The sequence below is a fragment of the Achromobacter sp. HNDS-1 genome, from assembly GCF_040084795.1.
GTDB lineage: Bacteria > Pseudomonadota > Gammaproteobacteria > Burkholderiales > Burkholderiaceae_B > Achromobacter > Achromobacter ruhlandii.
This window is the reverse complement of sequence record NZ_CP157584.1, coordinates 4,457,871-4,475,440: the sequence shown is the minus strand read 5'-3', so window position 1 is coordinate 4,475,440 and position 17,570 is coordinate 4,457,871. Positions and strand designations below refer to the sequence as shown.

Genomic DNA, 17,570 nt, shown 5'->3' with positions numbered 1-17,570 from the left:
CGCGTCCGCGGGCCGCGCCGTCCCGCCAACGCCTACCGGCAGCCTCCCCATGAAACCGTCCATCAAGGCCCTCTGGATCGTCCGCGGCGCCGTGCTCGTCGGCATCTGGATCGCGCTCGGCGTGCTCCAGGCGCTGCACCGCATCGCCTGAGGCAGGCGGGCGGCGCCTCGCCGCCCGCCTGCCCGTCTCGCCGTCAGGGCAGGAAACACAGGATCCCGCCCACACCCAACATCCACGCCAGCAGCATCGGCACCAGCAGCCGCAGCGGGATCAGCGGACCGTCCGGAAGGTCCGGCGTCTGTCCGGGCCGGCGCAAGGCGGCCCGTTCGATCTCGTAGGCGTGCATGTCGCGCGAAAACTTGCGCATTTCCTCGAACGCTTTTTCCATGTCGTCTCTCCCGGCATGTCAGTACCAGCGGCCGTAGCGGCGGATGTAGAAGGTCTTGACCTGCTGCGTCAGCGCGATGTAGCCCAGGATGGTCAGCGCCAGCCAGCCGAAGTAGATCGGCGGCAGGGCCACGAACCCGATCGACTCGGCGATCGGCGAGAACGGCAGCCAGCACGCCAGCGCGATCGCGGCGGTGGTCGACAACAGCACCGGCAGCGACGCCGTGCTCTGCAGGAACGGGATCTTGCGGGTGCGCAGCATGTGCACCACGAAGGTCTGCGATACCAGGCCCTCGATGAACCAGCCCGAATTCATGATGGTCTGGCCGCCGTCGCCGCCGTGCAGGGCATAGGCCGCGCCCGCGCCGAACACCGTCCACATCAGGAAATACGTGGTGATGTCGAACACCGACGAGGTCGGTCCCAGCCACAGCATGAAGCGCTGGATGTTGCCCGCTTCCCACTTGCGCGGCTTCTTCAGGAACTCGTCGTCCATGCGGTCCCACGGCAGGGTCAGTTGCGAGATGTCGTACACCAGGTTCTGGATCAGCAGCTGCAGCGACAGCATCGGCTCCCACGGCAGCCAGGCCGAGGCCACCAGCACCGAAAACACGTTGCCGAAGTTCGAACTGGCGGTCATGTTCAGGTACTTGAGGATGTTGCCGAAGGTCTCGCGGCCCTTGATGACGCCCTGCTCCAGCACCATCAGGTCCTTTTCCAGCAGCACGATATCGGCGGTTTCCTTGGCGATGTCGGCGCCGCTGTCCACCGAAATGCCGACGTCGGCGTCGCGCAGCGCGGGGGCATCGTTGATCCCGTCGCCCAGGAAGCCCACGGTGTGGCCGTTGGCCTGCAGCGCCTTGACCACCCGCGACTTCTGCAGCGGCGTCAGCTTGGCGAACAGCACCACGCCTTCGACGCGCCGGCACAGCGCCACGTCATCCATCCGCTCGATGTCGGCGCCCAGCAGGATGCGAGCGTCATCGTTGCCCAGGTCCAGGCCCACGTCGCGGCAGACCTTGGCGGCGACGATGGGGTTGTCGCCGGTCAGCACCTTGACCGCCACGCCATAGTCATTGAGCGCGCGGATCGCCGCCTGCGCCGAATCCTTGGGCGGGTCCAGGAAGGTCAGGAATCCCCGCAGCACCAGCCCGCTTTCATCGCCGGCCTGGAACTGCGTGCGGCCGGTGTCCTCCAGGCGGCGCGAGGCCACCAGCAGCACGCGGAATCCGTCCTGGTTGTACGCCTCGGCGCTGCGCAGCAGGCGCCTGCGCATGGCCGCGTCCAGCGGCCGCTCCTGGCCATCGATGACCACGCCGGTGCTGACCGCCAGCATTTCCTCGACCGCGCCCTTGGTGATCATCTCCAGGCCGCCATCGACGCTGCGCACCACCACCGACAGGCGCCGGCGCACGAAGTCGAACGGGATCTCATCGACCTTCTCGTGCATCGCGCTGCGTTCCCAGCCGCGCAGTTCGCGCGCGCGCGCCAGGATGGCGCGGTCCATCAGGTTGCGCTGGCCGCTCTGGTTGGCGCTGTTGAGCCAGCCCAGCCGCAGCACCTCGTCGTCGACCTCGCCATCGACGTTGAAGTGGTGTTCCAGGATGATGCGGTCCTGCGTCAAGGTGCCGGTCTTGTCGGTGCACAGCACGTCCATGGCGCCGAAGTTCTGCACCGAATTCAGTCGCTTGACCACCACCTTGCGCCGCGCCATCGCCACCGCGCCCTTGGCCAGGTTGGCCGAGACGATCATGGGCAGCATCTCCGGCGTCAGCCCCACCGCCACGGCCAGCGCGAAGGTCAGCGCGGTAACCCAGTCGCCCTTGGTCACGCCGTTGATGACGAACACGATCGGCACCATCACCAGCATGAACTTGATGAGCAGCCAAGACACGCTGTTGACGCCGCGGTCGAAGCTGGTCTCGACCCGCTTGGTCGACACCACATTCCTGGCCAGCGAACCGAAATAGGTATTCGGGCCGGTGCCCACCACCACCGCCGTGGCGGTGCCGCTGACCACGTTGGTGCCCATGAAACAGATGTTGGCCAGGTCCAGCAGCTCGGCGTTCTCGCCTGCCTTGGCCTCGGCGCGCTTGGCGCTGACGCTGCCCAGCGTGTCGTACTTCTCGACCGGCAGCGCCTCGCCCGTCAGGATGGCCTGGCTGATGAACAGGTCGCGCGATTGCAGCAGGCGGATGTCTGCCGGGATCATGTCGCCCGCCTGCAGTTCGACGATGTCGCCGGGCACCAGTTCGTTCATCGGCAGCTCGCGCCGCGCCGGTTCGCCCGACACGCTGCCCCGCCGCAACACGGTGGCGGTGCTGCGCACCATCGACTTGAGTTTTTCCGCCGCGCGGCCGGAACGGTACTCCTGGATGAAACGCAGCAGCCCGCTGATGGTCACCATGGTCAACATGATGACGATGCCGGTCCAGTCGCGGTCGGCGGGCGCGGCGAACTGGATGTCGGTGAAGTACGACACCGCCGCCAGCCCCAGCAGCACCAGCACGAAGGGATTGCGGAAAGCGCGTAGTAATTGCAGCCAGGCTGGCGCCGGCTTGTCATGCGCCACTTCGTTCAGGCCATCGATGGCGCGGCGCGCCGCCACCTCGGCCTCGGTCAGACCCTCGCGGTGCGCTTGCAGGGCCTGCAGGCTGTCATGCACCGACAGCCCGGCGTGGCGCGCCACGGGCATGGCGCGGGTCTTGCCCGCCGTCGCGGTGGCGGGCGCTTTCTCGCCGCGCGGACCCTGGGGGGCCGGCAGGGAGGCTTCCTGGATTGGTTTCATGTTCGCTGCTCCCGCCCGCGCGCGCCGCCGGCGGGAGCCGCCCCGTCAAGACGCGAGCAGCCCCCGTCCACGGCCCGCGCGGGCTTGGTGGATATTGAGAATCGGGTAAGGCGGAATCAATGCGGGACCGGCGCCGCCTGCGCCCGCGGCGCCGGGGCCACGCCGACGCGCAGTGTCTGCACGCCCAGATCGCGGCACAGGTCGCTGAGCCAGGTGATCACGGGCCACGGATTGCCGCTGTCGCTGCGCAGGCAGACGGCGGTGCAGGCTTGCTCGCCGTCGGCCGAATAGCGCACGTCCGTCACGGTCTCGGCACGCTGCCGCAGCTCCTCGTAGAGCCGCTTGCGGATCAGGGCCAGCACGGCGGGGCTGCCGTAAAACGTCAGGTTGATGAAGGCCGGCGCGGGGGCCGCGCGGCGCACGGGGTTGGGGGACAGGATATGGGACAGCATGCGCGTCTCCTGGAAACAGGCGATTCCGCCCGCAGGGGTTCAGGTGGCGCATGCAAGCCGTCGCGGCTCCGGGTCGATCCGGACGGGCGTGGCGGCTGGCAGAAAAAACGTGCAGACCCGCTAGACCCGGCGTGCGCCGTGGGTTCTGGTACTTCCGTCGTCTTCCACGGCGGGCTCCTATAGGGTGGCAACAGGCGGCAGTGTAGGTCTGCACCGGTGTTCCGAACAGATCATGGAACGTATACCTTGGTATAGCGTTAGCGATGACCTCATGCCAGGTACGCCGCTACCTCATCCGCTGTCAGATAACGCACGAACGTCATCGACGGTTGCTGCGCATCATGGATCGCGCCGTTGAAGCCCGACCAGTTGCGCTGCATGCCGTCCTCGGTCTCCAGCGCGATCAGCACGCGCTTGCCGTGCCTGGCCAGGTTGTCGCGCAGCGCCGCCTCGCCCCAGGCGAAACGCATGTCGTTGACGAGCGCGCCATCCGCATAGGCATCAGCCTGCAACCACTGGAAATCGGCGCTGTCGCGCTCGGCGTCCGGCTCGCGCGCGGCGATCTCGCGGCGCACGCCCAGGGCCTGGACGTGGTCGCGCATCAGGTTCTGCAACAGCGTGAAGGCGTGGAAATTGTTGTTGATGCCGTGCGCCCGCGCCACGAAGCCCGTGCCGGAGGTGGGCAGCACCACCACGAGTTCTTCCTCGTAACTGATGCGCGAGGCCAGCCACAGGTAGTGCAGCTGCTCGAACGGCAGGTTGTCGTTGAGCGTGGTCATGGCGTACAGCAGGTCCATCAGTTCGGCGTCGGCGACGAAGGCCTGGTGATTGCGCTGGTCGCGCATCAGCATGGCCATCATCGGCAGCACCAGGGTGTCGATGGCGGCGACCTGCGCATCGAGTTCCCAGCGCCGGTCCTCGGGAATGGCTTCAAGCCGCGCCACCGCGTCTTTCCAGGCCAGGCGGTCGGCTTCCTCGACTTCGGCGTCGTCGTCCTCGACCTCCAGCGCGCAATACGGCCGCAGGGTCCGCAACCACGGGCCCAGCAACGCCTGCAACGCGGGGAACAGCAGCACGGGATCGGCGCCGTCCTCCACCAGCGAGCCGCACATCAGCGCCAGCGCCGCTGCCCGGCTGGGGTGCAGGGACGGCAGCAGTTCGGCGCAGAACCGCAGGCTGGCGCTGGTGTGCGCCGGATCCTGGGCTTCCTCGTAGAACGCGCGCACCTCGGGGCGCTGAAAGAACGCATCGAGGGTCTCCACGTCGTCGGCTGACGTGACCGGGGAGCGGAGCGCGGCGGCAAGCGAGGCAAAAGAGGTCGGCATGGGCGGACAGGAATAGTGAATCGGGGGACACCACTATGGCACAAACGGCCCCCACCCAAAACCGAAAGCTGCCGGCCGCGCCGACCGGCGCGGATCAATAGCGGTAATTCACCCCCAGCATCGCACTGAACGGCGCCCCGTAGTAATTGCTGTAGACGTTGGTGCTGGCGTAGTACTTCTTGTCCAGCACGTTGTTCAGATTCAACGTGGCCGACCATTGTCGGTTGAACTGGTAGCGCGCCATCAGGTCGACCAGCGCATAGCTGCTCTGCGAGGAATCGAATTGCTGCCCGCCGGGGCCGCGGCTGGTGAAGCCGCTCTGGCTTTCCCAGCGCACGCCGCCGCCGACGGTCAGCGCGCTCCAGGCGCCGGGCAGGCGGTAGGTGGTGTAGAGCTTGGCGATGTGTCGCGGCAGGCCGACCTGGGTCGAGAAGCCCGTCGGCAGGCGGCGGTCCACGTAGGCATACGACAGCTGCATCTGCCAACCGGGCATGAGTTCACCGCTGAGCTCGGCCTCCACGCCGCGCAACACCGCGCCGTTGGCGGCGACATAGGCGTTGTCGCCGTTGGGCGCCAGCTTGTCGCCGTCCAGCATGGCGTAGTTGTCCTGGCGGGTGCGGAACAGCGCCAGCGCGCCGTTCAGGCGGCCGTCCAGCCAGGCGCTCTTCAGGCCGATCTCGTAGGTATTGCCCTTGATCGGCGCAATGCCGCTGCCCGACACGGTCTGGGCCTGTTGCGGCAGGAAGATGCTGGTATAGCTGGCGTAGGCGGACAGCGTCGGCGTCAGGTCGTAGACCACGCCGGCATACGGCGTGTACACGCCCTGCTCGCGCATGTTGTCCGGGTAGGCCGAGCCGTCGTTGTAGGTGTAGGAGGCCTGCTGGTCCCACCAGGTGATGCGCGAGCCCAGGATCACCGACAGCGCGTCGGTCGGCCGCAGGCGCAGTGCGCCATAGACCGCGTTCTGCTTCTCGGTGTAGTAGCGCTTGCCGGTGGCTTGCCACTGCGGTTGCGGCATGTCGCCATCCCAGGCGCGCACGTCCGGGATGACCGGGTCATAGCCGGGCGCGGTCCACAGCGGATAGGTATCGTAGTCGCCCCGGGTGCGCGACAGGCTCACGCCCAGCACCAGGTCGTGGCGGCGGCCCAGCGCGTCGAAGGCGCCGCTGAGGCTGGCGTCCAGCGCGTTCTGGGTCTTGGGGATCGGCCATTTGGCGACCCAGACCGAGGCGCCCTGCCCGGTCTGCGGATCGGCCCAGCCGTTGCTGCTGAACCAGCCATAGGTGCGGTCATTGTCGTCGCCGGTGCGCGACAGCGTCAGCGACCCCTTCCATGATGACGAGAACTCGTGGTCGAGCGTGGCGAAGACGTTGTAGCGCGTGCGTTCCTGGCGGCTCCAGTTGGTGGCGGAATTGAACCGTTGCCGAAAATCGGTCTTGGAACCATCGGCGTAGTACGCGGGAAAGCCGAAGTACGAGCACGCCGTGCACTTCTTGCGCTGGTATTCCGCGCCCAGGGTCAGCAGGGTGCGCTCGGTCAGGTCCGCCTCGACCACCCCATACAGCAGTTGCGAATCCTGCTTGACGCGGTCGATGAACGAGCCGCCCTCCTGCCAGGCGCCCACCAGCCGCCCGCGCAGCTTGCCCGACGCATCCAGCGGGCTGCCCAGGTCGAACTCGGTGCGCTTGTAGTCCCATGACCCGATGCTGGCGCCGACGCCGGCCTCGAACTCGCGGGTCGGCCGCTTGCGCACCAGGTTGATGGAGGCGGCCGGGTTGCCCGCCCCGCTCAGCAGCCCGGTGGAACCGCGCACCACTTCGATGCGGTCATACAGCGCCGTGTCCAGCCCCAGTGCATTGAAGTCCTTGTGGGTCGGCACGCCGTCGACCTGCATGTTGGTGATTTCCATGCCGCGCGCATACAGGCCCTTCTCGTTGTCGTCGGCCGAGCCCTTCTTCTTGAAGGTCAGGCCCGGGGTGTTGACGATGGCGTCTTCCAGCGTGTTCAGGCCCTGGTCGGTGAGCCGCTGGCGCGTCATCACCGAGACCGACTGCGGCGTCTCGCGCAGCGTCATCGGCAGCCGGGTGGCGGTGTTCGATACGCCGACCGTATACGAATCGGTGCCTTCGCTCGGGACGGGTTCGCGCGCGCCCAGCACTTCGACCGGCGCCAGGGTCTGCGCATTGGCGGCGCGCAGGCCATAGCGGTTGCCGCCCTGGTTGACGGCCTCCAGCCCGGTGCCCGACAGCATCGCCGCCAGGCCCGCGGCCACGCCATAGTCGCCCTGCAGGCCAGCGCTCTGGCGGCCCTGGGTGAGCGTGGCGTCGAACGACAGCACCACCCCGGCCTGGGCGGCGAACCGGCTCAGCGCCAGGCCCAGCGGACCGGGCGGCACCTCGTAGTGGCGCGACGCCTGCGCGCCGGGAACGGCCTGCGCCTGCGCGGACGGCGTGGCGCCCAGGGTGGTCAATGCGATGACAAGGGCGCGCGCCAGGGGCGCGAGTTTGGCGGAGTGACGAAGCAAGGGTACAGAAGGCATGGACTCAGGTTTCCGTGTGGCAGATCCGACGTAATCCCTGCTAAGTCGGACGAGCGCGGAAAAAGGACAATGCCGAGCGAAAAAAAATCAGTGGCGGGCGACGATGCGGACGTAATAACGGGTAAAGCGCACGATGTTCACAGGCAGCGCGCGCGTCACGGCGGCCAGCGCCTGGTCGGTGTCGTCGACGGGAAAGGCCCCGGACAGGCGCAGCGCCGCCACGGCATCGTCGCATCGCAGCAGCCCGGGCCGATAACGGTCGAGCCGGGCGATAAAGTCGTCCAAGCGCCAGTTGTCGACCACCAGCAGGCCTCGCGTCCAGGCGTCGGGCTCGCCGGTGATGGCCCCGGCCGCCTGCGCCCCCGCGGGCGCCAGCGTGCCCTGCTCGCCCGCCTTCAGGATCACGGGCGCGCCGCCCGTCGCGGGTTCCAGCGCCACCGCATGGCGCAGCACCGCGACCCGCGTCAGATCGTCCTGCCGCGTGACGATGAAACGCGTGCCCAAGGGCCGCACCGCGCCGTGCGCGGTGAGCACGCGCAAGGGCGGCAGGCCGGGACGGACGTTGTCGGTATCGACCAGGATCTCGCCGGCGTGCACGAAGATGCGCCGCTGGCCGGCGTCGACGGTCACGTCGACCGCGCTGGCGCTGTCCAGCCAGAGCAAGGTGCCATCCGCCAGCCGCAGTTCGCGGCGCTCGCCCGCCCCGGTGCGGTAGTCGGCCAGCATCCGCTCCATCGGCAGGGTGCGCCAGGCCGCCAGGCCGCCGGCGCCCAACAGCGCCACCGCGCCCAGTCCGTTGCGCAATGCGGCGCGGCGGCGCGAGAAATGCTGGTCGGCACGATTGAGCGTGTCGGCAGCCAGGCGCGCCGGCGCGGCTCCCAGCGTGCCGCGCAACCGTTCCACCTGCCTCCAGATGCGCGCATGTTCGGGATCGGCCGCCAGCCAGCGCCCATGCGCCGCCACTTCGGCCGCGCTGACGTCGTCCGCGCAGAGCCGCGCGTACCATTGCGCCGCCGCGGCGATGGTCTTGTCCGCCATGGTCGCCTACTGCCGGGCCAGCGCGTACACCAGGCAATGCTCGGTGGCGCGCGCCATGTACTTCTTGATGGAACTGACCGTCACGCCCAGGCGGGCGGCGATCTCGGCATAGCTGGCCCCTTCCAGCTGGGACATCAGGAAGGCGCGCCGCACCTTGTCGCCCAGGCCGTGCAGCATGGCGTCGATCTCGCGGATGGTCTCGAGCAGGATGGCCCGCGTCTCGGGCGATATGGCGCTGGCCTCGGGCTGCTGCGCCAGGGTTTCGAGCCAGGCGCGTTCCAGCACCTGGCGGCGGATGTGGTCGACCAGCGTGCGCTGCGCCACCGTGGCCAGGAAGCTGCGCGGCTGCCGCACGCCCTGCAATTGCGCCATCGACGCCGGCGAGGCCAGCAGCCGCAGGAAGGTGTCCTGGGCCAGGTCGGCGGCCTCGGCCGGCACGTTCAGGCGCCGCAGCAGCCAGCCGCGCAGCCAGCCGTGATGGTCGCGATAGAGCCTGCCCAGCTCGCGGTGCTCCAGGGATTCCGTGGACGACATGGCCGTCGCGTCAGCGCCTTGTGAATTTCGGGAATGGGAATTGTAATCATTATTGATGAAGGCGTTCAATCCGCCGCCTTCCCTTTCCGCGACCGGGGCGCGCGGGGAGCCGCTTGAGGCGCCGCGCCCGGATGGGCGCGGCCGGCGTTTACTTCTTCTTGCCCGAGGCGTCCTGCTCGACCACCATGTCCAGTACGTACACCTTCGAGGGCGCGTCGGCCGGCGGGTTCTTCCAGTCGTAGCGCTTGACGCGCAGCACGGTGCGCACGCCATCGCGGTGGTCGTAGCCTTCGATCGACTGGTACAGCGGGTGCCAGTCTTCCTGCGGCGGCAGTTGCACGCCGGCCTCGTTGTAGCGGCGCTCGCGCACCATCAGGCACTGGTAGCGCGGGATCATGGGATGGCTGCAATCGGCGCGCTTGGGCGCCACTTCCAGGAACATGATTTCGCCGGCGCTGCCGTACAGGGTTTCCGGCGTCGGCTCGCCGACGAACTTCAGCACGCTGCCGTCCTGCGCCACCAGTTCCAGGGTCGGTTCGGTGGACTCGCCACCGAGCGTGGCGCGCAGGTCGCCCTTCAGGCGCTGGCCGATCTCGGCATCCAGTTGCATCAGGGCCGGCTCGCAGGCCTTCATGGTCGAGGCCAGATTGGCCACGCGCAGCACGCCGTCCTTGTAGGTGTAGCCGCCGAACTGCGTGTTGCAGCCGCCGCGCACGTTCAGCGCGTCGGCCGTGAACGACAGGCGCAGGGGCTGCTCAACGCCCTTCTGCAGCGCGGGGATGGACTTGCCCGAGGCCTCGGTGGCCGACACCAGGCGCCAGTAGTAGGCCGGCAGGCTCAATGCGTTGGCGGCGGGCGTCGAGGAAGAGGTGGACATGGTGGAAGATCCTTCGCCAGTGTGGGAAACCGGTGCGCAAGCCTGCAGCAAGGCGGCGCAGACCGACGCCAGGAGAATTGTCTTTTTCATGGTTTGTTCCTATCAGCCGTGTGGCACTGATGAAAACCGCGATTCTACGTCCGCGCCATGGACGAAATAGGCGAGTCCTGCCCTCGGACGTATCAAAATCTTGCCGCCCGACTGAACACAAGCTGACACCAAAGGCTGCGTCCGCCTCGCGCCGCTCCTGCGGCGGCGCCACGAATGGCGCGGCGCGGCGCGGGCCGCTCGCGTCCCGCCATGTGATTACAGACTGACACTTACGCGTCGCGCCAACCGCAACATTGCACACAGTGATGCAGCGTTTTGCGGCGTTCTTGCCCGAGGCGCGCCGCGGTGCCTCAATCCACCCGCAGCATGCCCGCGTCCTCGCGCACCCGGCCTTGCGCCAGCAGCGCCGCCAGCGCCTGGCCCAACCGCGCCTCGGCGTCCGCCGGGGTGCGCGACTGGCCCAGCAGGCGGCAGACCGACTTGATCACATCCGCGCGCGGGGCGTTGCCGGTCATGGCCAGCACCCGCAGCACGCCGTTGGCCAGCTCCTCCAGGCAGACGTCGTCGACGCGGCGGCGCGAGACCTCATCGTCGCCGGCGCCGCGAAAGCCCGCCCAGTCCGCCGCCCGCGTGCCCGCGGGCCAGAGGAACGTGACCTCGCCTTCTTGCGTGCGGCCGATGTCTGCCGGTGTCAGCTGCCGCAGGCGCTCGACGATGCGCGTGCCGGTGCGCTCCAGGCCCCAGGCCCGCGCCACCCGGCGATGCAGCACGCTTTCCGGCAAGGGGCCTTCGGTCTCGATCACCTGGCGCAATTCGGCGCTCAGCCGCGCGTTGCTGGCCTGGACGTAGAACGCCTGCGCATCGCCCGCTGGCAGCGCGGCCACCGCGTAGGTCTCGATGCCGCCCGCCGGCGCGCCTGCCGGACCGGCCTGGCGCGGCTGCGCCTCGCCCTCGGTGGTGATGCTGAATGCGACGTCGTCGTCCGCGGCGTCCGGCGCCTCGGGCGCGACTTCCGGCTCCGGCGCGGCCACCTCCCCCTCGCGCGCCTGTTCCGCCTCCAGACGCGCCAGCAGCTTTTCCACTTCGCGTTCGGGATTGATCCACCAGTCGGTCGACCAGATCCGGTGCAGGCGCCACCCCAGGCCTTCCAGCACCACTTGCCGCAGCCGGTCGCGGTCGCGCGCGGTGGCGCCGGCATGGTAGGCGCGGCCATCGCACTCGATGCCCAGCAGGTAGCGGCCGGGCGCGCGCGGATCCACCACGCCCATGTCGATGCGGTAGCCCGAGCAGCCGACCTGCGGATGCACCACCCAGCCGCGCTCGCGCAGCACCTTGATGACCTGCGTCTCGAAGGGGCTGTCGGGTTCACGGCCGGTAGGCAGCGACTGTTCCACCAGCGCGCGCGGCCCCTTCAACGCAAACTCCAGGTAATGCTTCAGGTCGCGCACGCCGGCGGCGCGCACGCGCGACAGGTCGATCTGCTGCGGCAGCAGCGTGCTGTAGATCACCACGCCTTCGCGGGCCCGCGAGATCGCCACGTTCAGGCGGCGATGGCCGCCCTCGCCATTGAGCGGGCCGAAGTTCATCGTCATCTTGCCGGCCGCGTCGGGGCCGTAGGTGATCGAGAAATAGATCACGTCGCGTTCGTCGCCCTGCACGTTCTCCAGGTTCTTGATGAACAACGGCTCGCGCGCCTGCGCCGAAATCGCCTTGTCCAGGGCGGCATTGGCGCGCCGGCGCGCGTCCAGCAGGGTTTCGATGAGCGACTGCTGCGGCTGGTTGAACGTCACCACGCCCAGGCTCTGGCGGCGGCGCGCCGGGTCCAGGTAATGCTGCTCGATACCCTGGACGATGGCCTCGGCCTCGGCGCGGTTGCTGCGGCTGCCGCCGCGGTCGTAGACCCCGGCCACGCGTTCCAGCCGCACCGCCACGTCGTCGGTGACCGGCGACGGGAAGGTGATCAGCTGCGAATCGTAGTAGGTCACGTTGCTGAACGTGATCAGGCTTTCGTGGCGACTGCGGTAATGCCACTGCAGCCGCAGGCGGTTCATGTCGGCGCCCAGGCATTCGTCCAGGATGCTCTCCAGGTCTTCCACCTGGCCATCGTCGCCGGCGCCGTCGTCATCGTTGGCGGACTTGCTGAAGAAACTGGTGGGCGGCAGCTGCTTGGTATCGCCCACCACCACCAGTTGCTGGCCGCGCGCGATGGCGCCGATCGAATCCCACACCGGAATCTGCGAGGCTTCGTCGAACACCACCACGTCGAACTGCGAGTGACCGGCATCCAGGTATTGCGCGACAGACAGCGGCGACATCAACAGGCAGGGCTTGAGGCGCGGCAGCAGCGAAGGCAGGCGCTGCATCAGCTGGCGCACCGGCACATGGCGCGTCTTCTTCTGCAATTCGCGGCGCAACAGGCCCAGCTCACTGTCGGGACTGACCAGGACGGCGTTGTTGGCAGGCACCTTGCCGGCCAGCAATGCCGCGATATAGGCCGAGGTGAGCTGCTGGAAGCGGTCGTCGGCCAGGCGGAACTCGCGGATCTTGCGATCGTGGTCGGCGCTGGAGAACGAACGCAGCAACGGCGACCGGTCAATGACCTTCTTGACCCACCAGTTGCGATAACTGAATTCGAAATGCGCCTCGACCCCGGCCAGCGGCACGCGCCCCGCCTCCAGCGTGGCCACAAGCCCCTGCAACTGCATGACGACCGCCTGTTCGCGCGCCTGGCGCCAGACGCACCACGGCATCAGGCTCTGTCTGTTGAGCCGCCATCCGGCCAGCACGCCCTGGAGGCGTTCGAGCGCGCCGCCGTCCTGCGGCAGGCCCGCCAACGGCGCGGCGGGATGCGCCAGCGCCTCCACCACGGCCAGTTGATCGCGCAGCCCGCGCCACGCGTTGCGGGCGTCGAGCAGGCGCTGGCCGAGCGCGGCGCCCGGCTGCAGCAAGGCGCGGTTCTCGCCCACCAGCGGCTGCAGGCGCGTGCGCAGCGCGGACGCCATGGCCGGATCGCCGGCCATCAGCGTGACCGCCTCGGCGAAACGTTCGGCCCACTGCTCGTGGCGCCCGACCTGCTCCCAATCCGTGTCCAGCCCGGCATAGTCATTCTGCAACAGGCGCTCGGCATCGGCCTTGAGCGCCGCCAGTTCGCGGTCCTCGGCGTTGACCCGCGCCAGCGGTTCCAGCATCGCGGCAATAGCGGCGTCGTCCGGACGGCGCGCATCGACGCGCAGCGCCGCCAGGCGTTTGCGCACCCCACGCCTGGCGAAGAGCGACTTGGGCCACCAGGCGGCGCAGGCGGCCTGCCATTGCGCCCGCAGCGCCGCCGCGTCCAGGTCCGCCAGGCGCGCCTGCCATTGCGCGCCGACATCGGCCCAATGCGCATTGCGCGCCAGGCCATGGCGGGCCAGGGCCTGCACCCGCAGACGCGCGGCCGGGTCATGCGCCTGCGCGGCCAGGCCGGCGGGCACCTGCGGCGCGGCCAGCAGGACGTCGATCAGCGTGTCCAGGCGCGCGTAGGCGTCCAGGCTCAAGCCCGCGGCCGGCACGCCCAGTTCCTCGCCGGCGGCCTCCACGCAGGTCTTGAACGCGTCCACCGCCTGGTCCAGCGCCTGAGCCGCCGCCAGCAGCGCGTCCTGCCAGCTCGGGCTCCACTCGGTCATGCCGATGTGCGCCAGCGCGTGGCCGTGCAGCGCCCCCAGCTCCCCGGACAACGTCGACATGCGCCGCGCCGCCTCGCGCAGCCGCTCCAGGTCCTTCTCGTCGTGCGCCTGGGCATCGGGCCAGTACATCGGCGACGCCTCCCGGCCAGCGTGCTGGATGCAGGTGCCGATGGCGTCATAGACCGTCAGGCCATTGGCGTGGCGCTGATGCAGCGCTTCGACCAGTCCGTTCAGCTCCTGGCGCAGCACGCCCAGGCGTTCGGCCTCGCGGTTCCACTCCTCGCTGGTGCGCTGGCCGCCCAGTTCCAGCGCCCGGCCAAGCTGCTGCAGCACTTCGGATTTGCGCGCCTTGGACGAATGCAGCTCCAGGCAGAACGGCGCCAGCCCGATGTTGGCCAGGCGCCGGTGCACCACCTCCAGCGCCGCCATTTTTTCCGACACGAACAGCACGGTCTTGCCGCGCGCCAGCAGGTGCGCGATCAGGTTGGTGATGGTCTGGCTCTTGCCGGTGCCGGGCGGGCCTTCCAGCACCAGGTCGCGGCCGGCGTCGACCGCGCAGATCGCCTTCAATTGCGAAGAATCCGACAGCAGCGGCGTCAACAGGTCCTGCGGCCGGTAGCTCTCGTCCAGGCGCTCGAAACGCGGATCCCAGGGCTCCTGTGCGAAGGCCTGGCCGGGATGGTCGATCAGGTGCCGCACCACGCGGTTGGCCTTGAGCTGGCCGCTGCGGTCCTGCAGGTCCTTCCACATCAGGTACTTGGTGAACGAGAAGATCCCCAGATGCACCTGCTCCAGCACTTCCCAACCGGCGATCTCGCGCACCGCCAGTCGGAACGCCTGCAGCACTCGCGCCACATCCACGCCCTTGTCATCGGTCGGCAGCACGTCCAGGCCGGGGATGCGCAACTCGTAGTTGTTGCGCAGCATCTGCAACAACGTGGGGTTGATGATGGTCTCGTCATCGTGGCGCACCAGCCGGAAACCGCTGCGCACCGACTGGCGCTGCAGCGACACCGGCATCAGGATCAGCGGCGCCAGGTGGGCGCTCTCGGCGGCGGGATGCTCGGTCCAGCGCAACATGCCCATCGCCAGGTACAGCGTATTGGCGCCGCCCTCCTCCAGGCCGGTGCGCGCGGCGCCGAAGAGGGTCAGCAGGTTGGCATCCAGCGCCTCCTGCGGCACGCGCGCGATCAGCTCCTGGTTGCCCAGGGCCTCCAGCGCCATGTCGTCCAGCGGCGCGCGGCCGCCACGGTCGACATGCACCTGCGCCACGCGCGGATCGCCGCCCTCCATCAAGGCCGCCGGCAACGGACGGATGCGGAACTCGCTGCCATCGGCAATGGCGTCTTCCAGGCGGGCCAGGTCGGGCGCCACCAGCGGCAGCGTCGACTTGGTGTTCTTGAAATTCAGCAGGCGGTTGCGCAGCGTCAGGTCCAGCAGGCGCGACTTCCATTTGGCCAGGCGGCCCTCGGGGCTGTCGTCGGCCGGCTCCAGGCTGATGACGAATTCCGGGTCCAGCGGCGGCAGGTCGGGCGTCGGCTCGATCGCGGCGGGCGCCTCGGCGGCGTCGCCCCCCTCCGGCGCCGTGGCGCCGGCGCGCGACGGCAGCGGCTTGATCTGCAATTCGCGCGCGCGATGCACGTCGATGGCATAGCGGAAAGCGTCGTCTTCACGCAGGTGGGCCGCGCCCTGTTCCAACGCCAGGCGCAGCGACGGCCGGAAATTCGGATGCTGGGCGATGCCCGTGGTTTCGAACGCCAGGAACTCGCCGCTGTCCACGCGCTTGCGCACGGCCTGCACGTCATCGGTCAGCGGGTCGGCGAAGCAGGCCGGATGCAGCCACACCCCCACCCAGGCGTGGCCTTCCTTCATCAGGATCACGGGACGCAGCCCGGCCTGCTCCAGGCAGGACGAGAACAGCATGGCCAGATCCAGGCAGGTGGCCACGCGGGCCTCCAGGATGCGGTCGGGCGTGCGGATCTTCTGGCCGTCGACGCCGAACGACGCGGGCGGCTCGGCGTAATGCAGCGATTCGGCCGCCAGCGTGCTGTAGATCGCCGACACCTGTTTCCAGACCACGTCGCGGCTCTTGGACTGGTAGCCGTTCATGGTCAGGTCGTTGTGCTGCTCGCGCAGCAGCCGGGCGGCCTTGCCGATCAAGCCATCCACGGCCGGGTTGTTGGGCATGGAAAACGCGGCCAGCAGTTCCGGCAGGGCGCGCGTGCCGGCCCACTGGTCGTAGGCCAGCACGGCCACGGCCTGCGCGGCCCGGCCCACTTCGCGCCCGCCGGCCAGCGCCGTCACCTCGATGGCGGCGCGCTGGGCCTCCTGCTGCTCGGCCAGGTAGGCATGGTCGGGCGCCAGGTCCAGCGGCGCGATGCGGCGGATTTCGCCCGGCACCAGCGCGTCGAAGCGCAGCCGCACGGGCTGTGCGAAGGCCGGATTGCAACGGATGTGGACCTCGACGTCCTCGAACGTCTCCTGCGAGCGGTTGCTCAGCCGCAGCGAGCGCAGGACCGGCACCGCGTTCTGGATCGACGCGTAGCCCAGCGTCGGATCGGCCTCGATCTCGATCGCGACCGCGTCCGGCGTGCCCGGGACCGGGCTGGCCGGCCCGGTGGCATGCGCCGCACCCTCCTGAATCGCCGCGGGTTCCAGCTCTAGTCGCTTGTCCATCGATCGCTCTCTGCTCGGTTCATCGCCATTGGGCAGGGACTATACCGAATCGAGGGAATATTCGCGGCCGCCCCCCCACGTTCACAGCAGGAGGAAGCCGCGCCGCCCGCGCGCCACGCCCCCCCTGCCAACCCGTGGGCGCAGGCCTTGGTCGATTACCTCGCCTGCGCCGAGGGCCGCGCGATCTTCAAGAAGGGGGGAGCTGGAAAACAGACTGACGCCGACGGCGGCGTGTCAGCGGCGTTCAGCGATAATCGCGCAACCCCACTACCGCCCGGCTCGCCGCCGGGCCACGCCGATGCGTATCCGCGCCGCTTTGCTGCTCTGCCCGCTGGCCCTTGCCCTGCACGCCCCGATGGCGCGCGCCGACACCCGGGTGCAATCCCTGGACCAGGTGCCCGGCGCCATCAAAACGCAGGACGCCCGCAAGATGTACGACAGCCAGATGAGCGGCGCGCCCCGGCCCGACGGCCTGGGCGCGCCACTGCCGCCGGGCTTCAGCGACGCTTTCCTGCTGCGGCAGCTGGCGCCTGGCCAGAATCCCAAGCGCCTGCTCGTGGCCGGCGCCAAGGCCTGGCCGCAGCGCCCCGGATCCTATGTCGCGCTGGTGTGCCTGGCGGCCAGCGCCGAACGCGCGGAACGGCTCAAGCAGTTCGGCGGCGGCGATTGCGCCAACCTGTCGCGCGACCAGGACAAGAATGAAGTGTGGGTCGGGGTATTCGAATCGGCGCCCGGCGCGGCGCCCCGGCTGGTGGCCCGCACCGAGACGCCGGTGACGGCGCCGACCGACTGGAGCGACACCGACATCGACCCGCCCATGGACCTGGCGATGCAGGATGCCGGCGCGCCGATGCTGTCCACGCCCGAAAGCTGGAAGCGCTTCGACCTGGCGCCCTACCGCATCTCCCCCGACGCCACCGCCTTCGGCCTGCGCGCCGGCTGGAGCGAAGGCTACGCCGGCGGCGGCGCCGACTTCGAGGCGCTGTACCTGTTCCGCATCGAGGGCGCGGCCCTGGAAGTGGTGTTCGCCCAGCCCATGTCGTTCGTCAAGAGCATCGCCGGCGACTGGAACCCGGACGGCACGCGCGAACACGACGAATCCGACGCCAGCAACGCGCTGGTGATGCTGCCGGGCAAGACGGGTGGCTACTTCGACATCCAGTTGCGCCAGCAGGGCGGCAAGTGGAAGCGCACCTTCAAGTGGTCAACGCAGAAGCGGGCCTACGAGTAGACCCGCGCC

The 17,570-nt window shown here is 69.1% G+C and carries 10 protein-coding genes; 1 reads left to right on the top strand and 9 read right to left on the bottom strand.

The window, feature by feature from the left end:
• Positions 1 to 194 precede the first annotated feature (194 nt).
• The 9 genes from ABFG95_RS20725 to ABFG95_RS20685 form a co-directional block, all read right to left on the bottom strand.
• The gene (locus ABFG95_RS20725; protein ID WP_100505510.1) at positions 195 to 389 is read right to left on the bottom strand and encodes a hypothetical protein; all 195 of its coding nucleotides are present in this window, start codon (positions 387 to 389) and stop codon (positions 195 to 197) included.
• Between the two features lie 18 nt (positions 390 to 407).
• Positions 408 to 3,176 (bottom strand): magnesium-translocating P-type ATPase, encoded by a 2,769-nt coding sequence (gene mgtA / locus ABFG95_RS20720; protein ID WP_348994885.1) that lies wholly within the window; start codon positions 3,174 to 3,176, stop codon positions 408 to 410.
• Positions 3,177 to 3,292: 116 nt separating this feature from the next.
• Positions 3,293 to 3,628: a hypothetical protein gene (locus ABFG95_RS20715; protein WP_054495668.1), complete on the bottom strand. Its 336-nt coding sequence runs from the start codon at positions 3,626 to 3,628 to the stop codon at positions 3,293 to 3,295.
• A gap of 269 nt (positions 3,629 to 3,897) precedes the next feature.
• Complete coding sequence (locus ABFG95_RS20710) at positions 3,898 to 4,953, bottom strand: hypothetical protein (protein ID WP_348994884.1); 1,056 nt, start codon at positions 4,951 to 4,953, stop codon at positions 3,898 to 3,900.
• A 94-nt stretch (positions 4,954 to 5,047) separates the two neighbouring features.
• Positions 5,048 to 7,492 (bottom strand): TonB-dependent siderophore receptor, encoded by a 2,445-nt coding sequence (locus tag ABFG95_RS20705; RefSeq protein WP_348994883.1) that lies wholly within the window; start codon positions 7,490 to 7,492, stop codon positions 5,048 to 5,050.
• An 87-nt stretch (positions 7,493 to 7,579) separates the two neighbouring features.
• Positions 7,580 to 8,530, bottom strand: a complete 951-nt coding sequence (locus tag ABFG95_RS20700; protein ID WP_348994882.1) for a FecR domain-containing protein — start codon at positions 8,528 to 8,530, stop codon at positions 7,580 to 7,582.
• Positions 8,531 to 8,536: 6 nt separating this feature from the next.
• Positions 8,537 to 9,064 (bottom strand): sigma-70 family RNA polymerase sigma factor, encoded by a 528-nt coding sequence (locus tag ABFG95_RS20695; RefSeq protein WP_006389156.1) that lies wholly within the window; start codon positions 9,062 to 9,064, stop codon positions 8,537 to 8,539.
• A 148-nt stretch (positions 9,065 to 9,212) separates the two neighbouring features.
• On the bottom strand, positions 9,213 to 9,941 hold the full coding sequence (locus ABFG95_RS20690; RefSeq protein WP_198512915.1) for an META and DUF4377 domain-containing protein: 729 nt from the start codon (positions 9,939 to 9,941) through the stop codon (positions 9,213 to 9,215).
• A 401-nt stretch (positions 9,942 to 10,342) separates the two neighbouring features.
• Positions 10,343 to 16,330 carry a DUF3320 domain-containing protein gene (locus ABFG95_RS20685; protein ID WP_348994881.1) on the bottom strand — a complete coding sequence of 1,996 codons (5,988 nt, stop codon included), beginning with the start codon at positions 16,328 to 16,330 and terminating at the stop codon, positions 10,343 to 10,345.
• Between the two features lie 298 nt (positions 16,331 to 16,628).
• Here ABFG95_RS20685 and ABFG95_RS20680 point away from each other — a divergent pair, with 298 nt between their 5' ends.
• Positions 16,629 to 17,561, top strand: coding sequence for a hypothetical protein (locus ABFG95_RS20680; protein ID WP_278990169.1), 933 nt, complete (start codon positions 16,629 to 16,631; stop codon positions 17,559 to 17,561).
• Positions 17,562 to 17,570 lie beyond the last annotated feature (9 nt).

Excerpts from the sequence above, each read along its gene's own strand:
- ABFG95_RS20715 (WP_054495668.1), bottom strand. The coding sequence starts at position 3,628 with ATGCTGTCCCATATCCTGTCCCCCAACCCCGTGCGCCGCGCGGCCCCC.
- ABFG95_RS20705 (WP_348994883.1), bottom strand. The coding sequence starts at position 7,492 with ATGCCTTCTGTACCCTTGCTTCGTCACTCCGCCAAACTCGCGCCCCTG.
- mgtA (WP_348994885.1), bottom strand. The coding sequence starts at position 3,176 with ATGAAACCAATCCAGGAAGCCTCCCTGCCGGCCCCCCAGGGTCCGCGC.
- ABFG95_RS20700 (WP_348994882.1), bottom strand. The coding sequence starts at position 8,530 with ATGGCGGACAAGACCATCGCCGCGGCGGCGCAATGGTACGCGCGGCTC.
- ABFG95_RS20725 (WP_100505510.1), bottom strand. The coding sequence starts at position 389 with ATGGAAAAAGCGTTCGAGGAAATGCGCAAGTTTTCGCGCGACATGCAC.
- ABFG95_RS20690 (WP_198512915.1), bottom strand. The coding sequence starts at position 9,941 with ATGTCCACCTCTTCCTCGACGCCCGCCGCCAACGCATTGAGCCTGCCG.
- ABFG95_RS20685 (WP_348994881.1), bottom strand. The coding sequence starts at position 16,330 with ATGGACAAGCGACTAGAGCTGGAACCCGCGGCGATTCAGGAGGGTGCG.
- ABFG95_RS20710 (WP_348994884.1), bottom strand. The coding sequence starts at position 4,953 with ATGCCGACCTCTTTTGCCTCGCTTGCCGCCGCGCTCCGCTCCCCGGTC.
- ABFG95_RS20695 (WP_006389156.1), bottom strand. The coding sequence starts at position 9,064 with ATGTCGTCCACGGAATCCCTGGAGCACCGCGAGCTGGGCAGGCTCTAT.
- ABFG95_RS20680 (WP_278990169.1), top strand. The coding sequence starts at position 16,629 with ATGCGTATCCGCGCCGCTTTGCTGCTCTGCCCGCTGGCCCTTGCCCTG.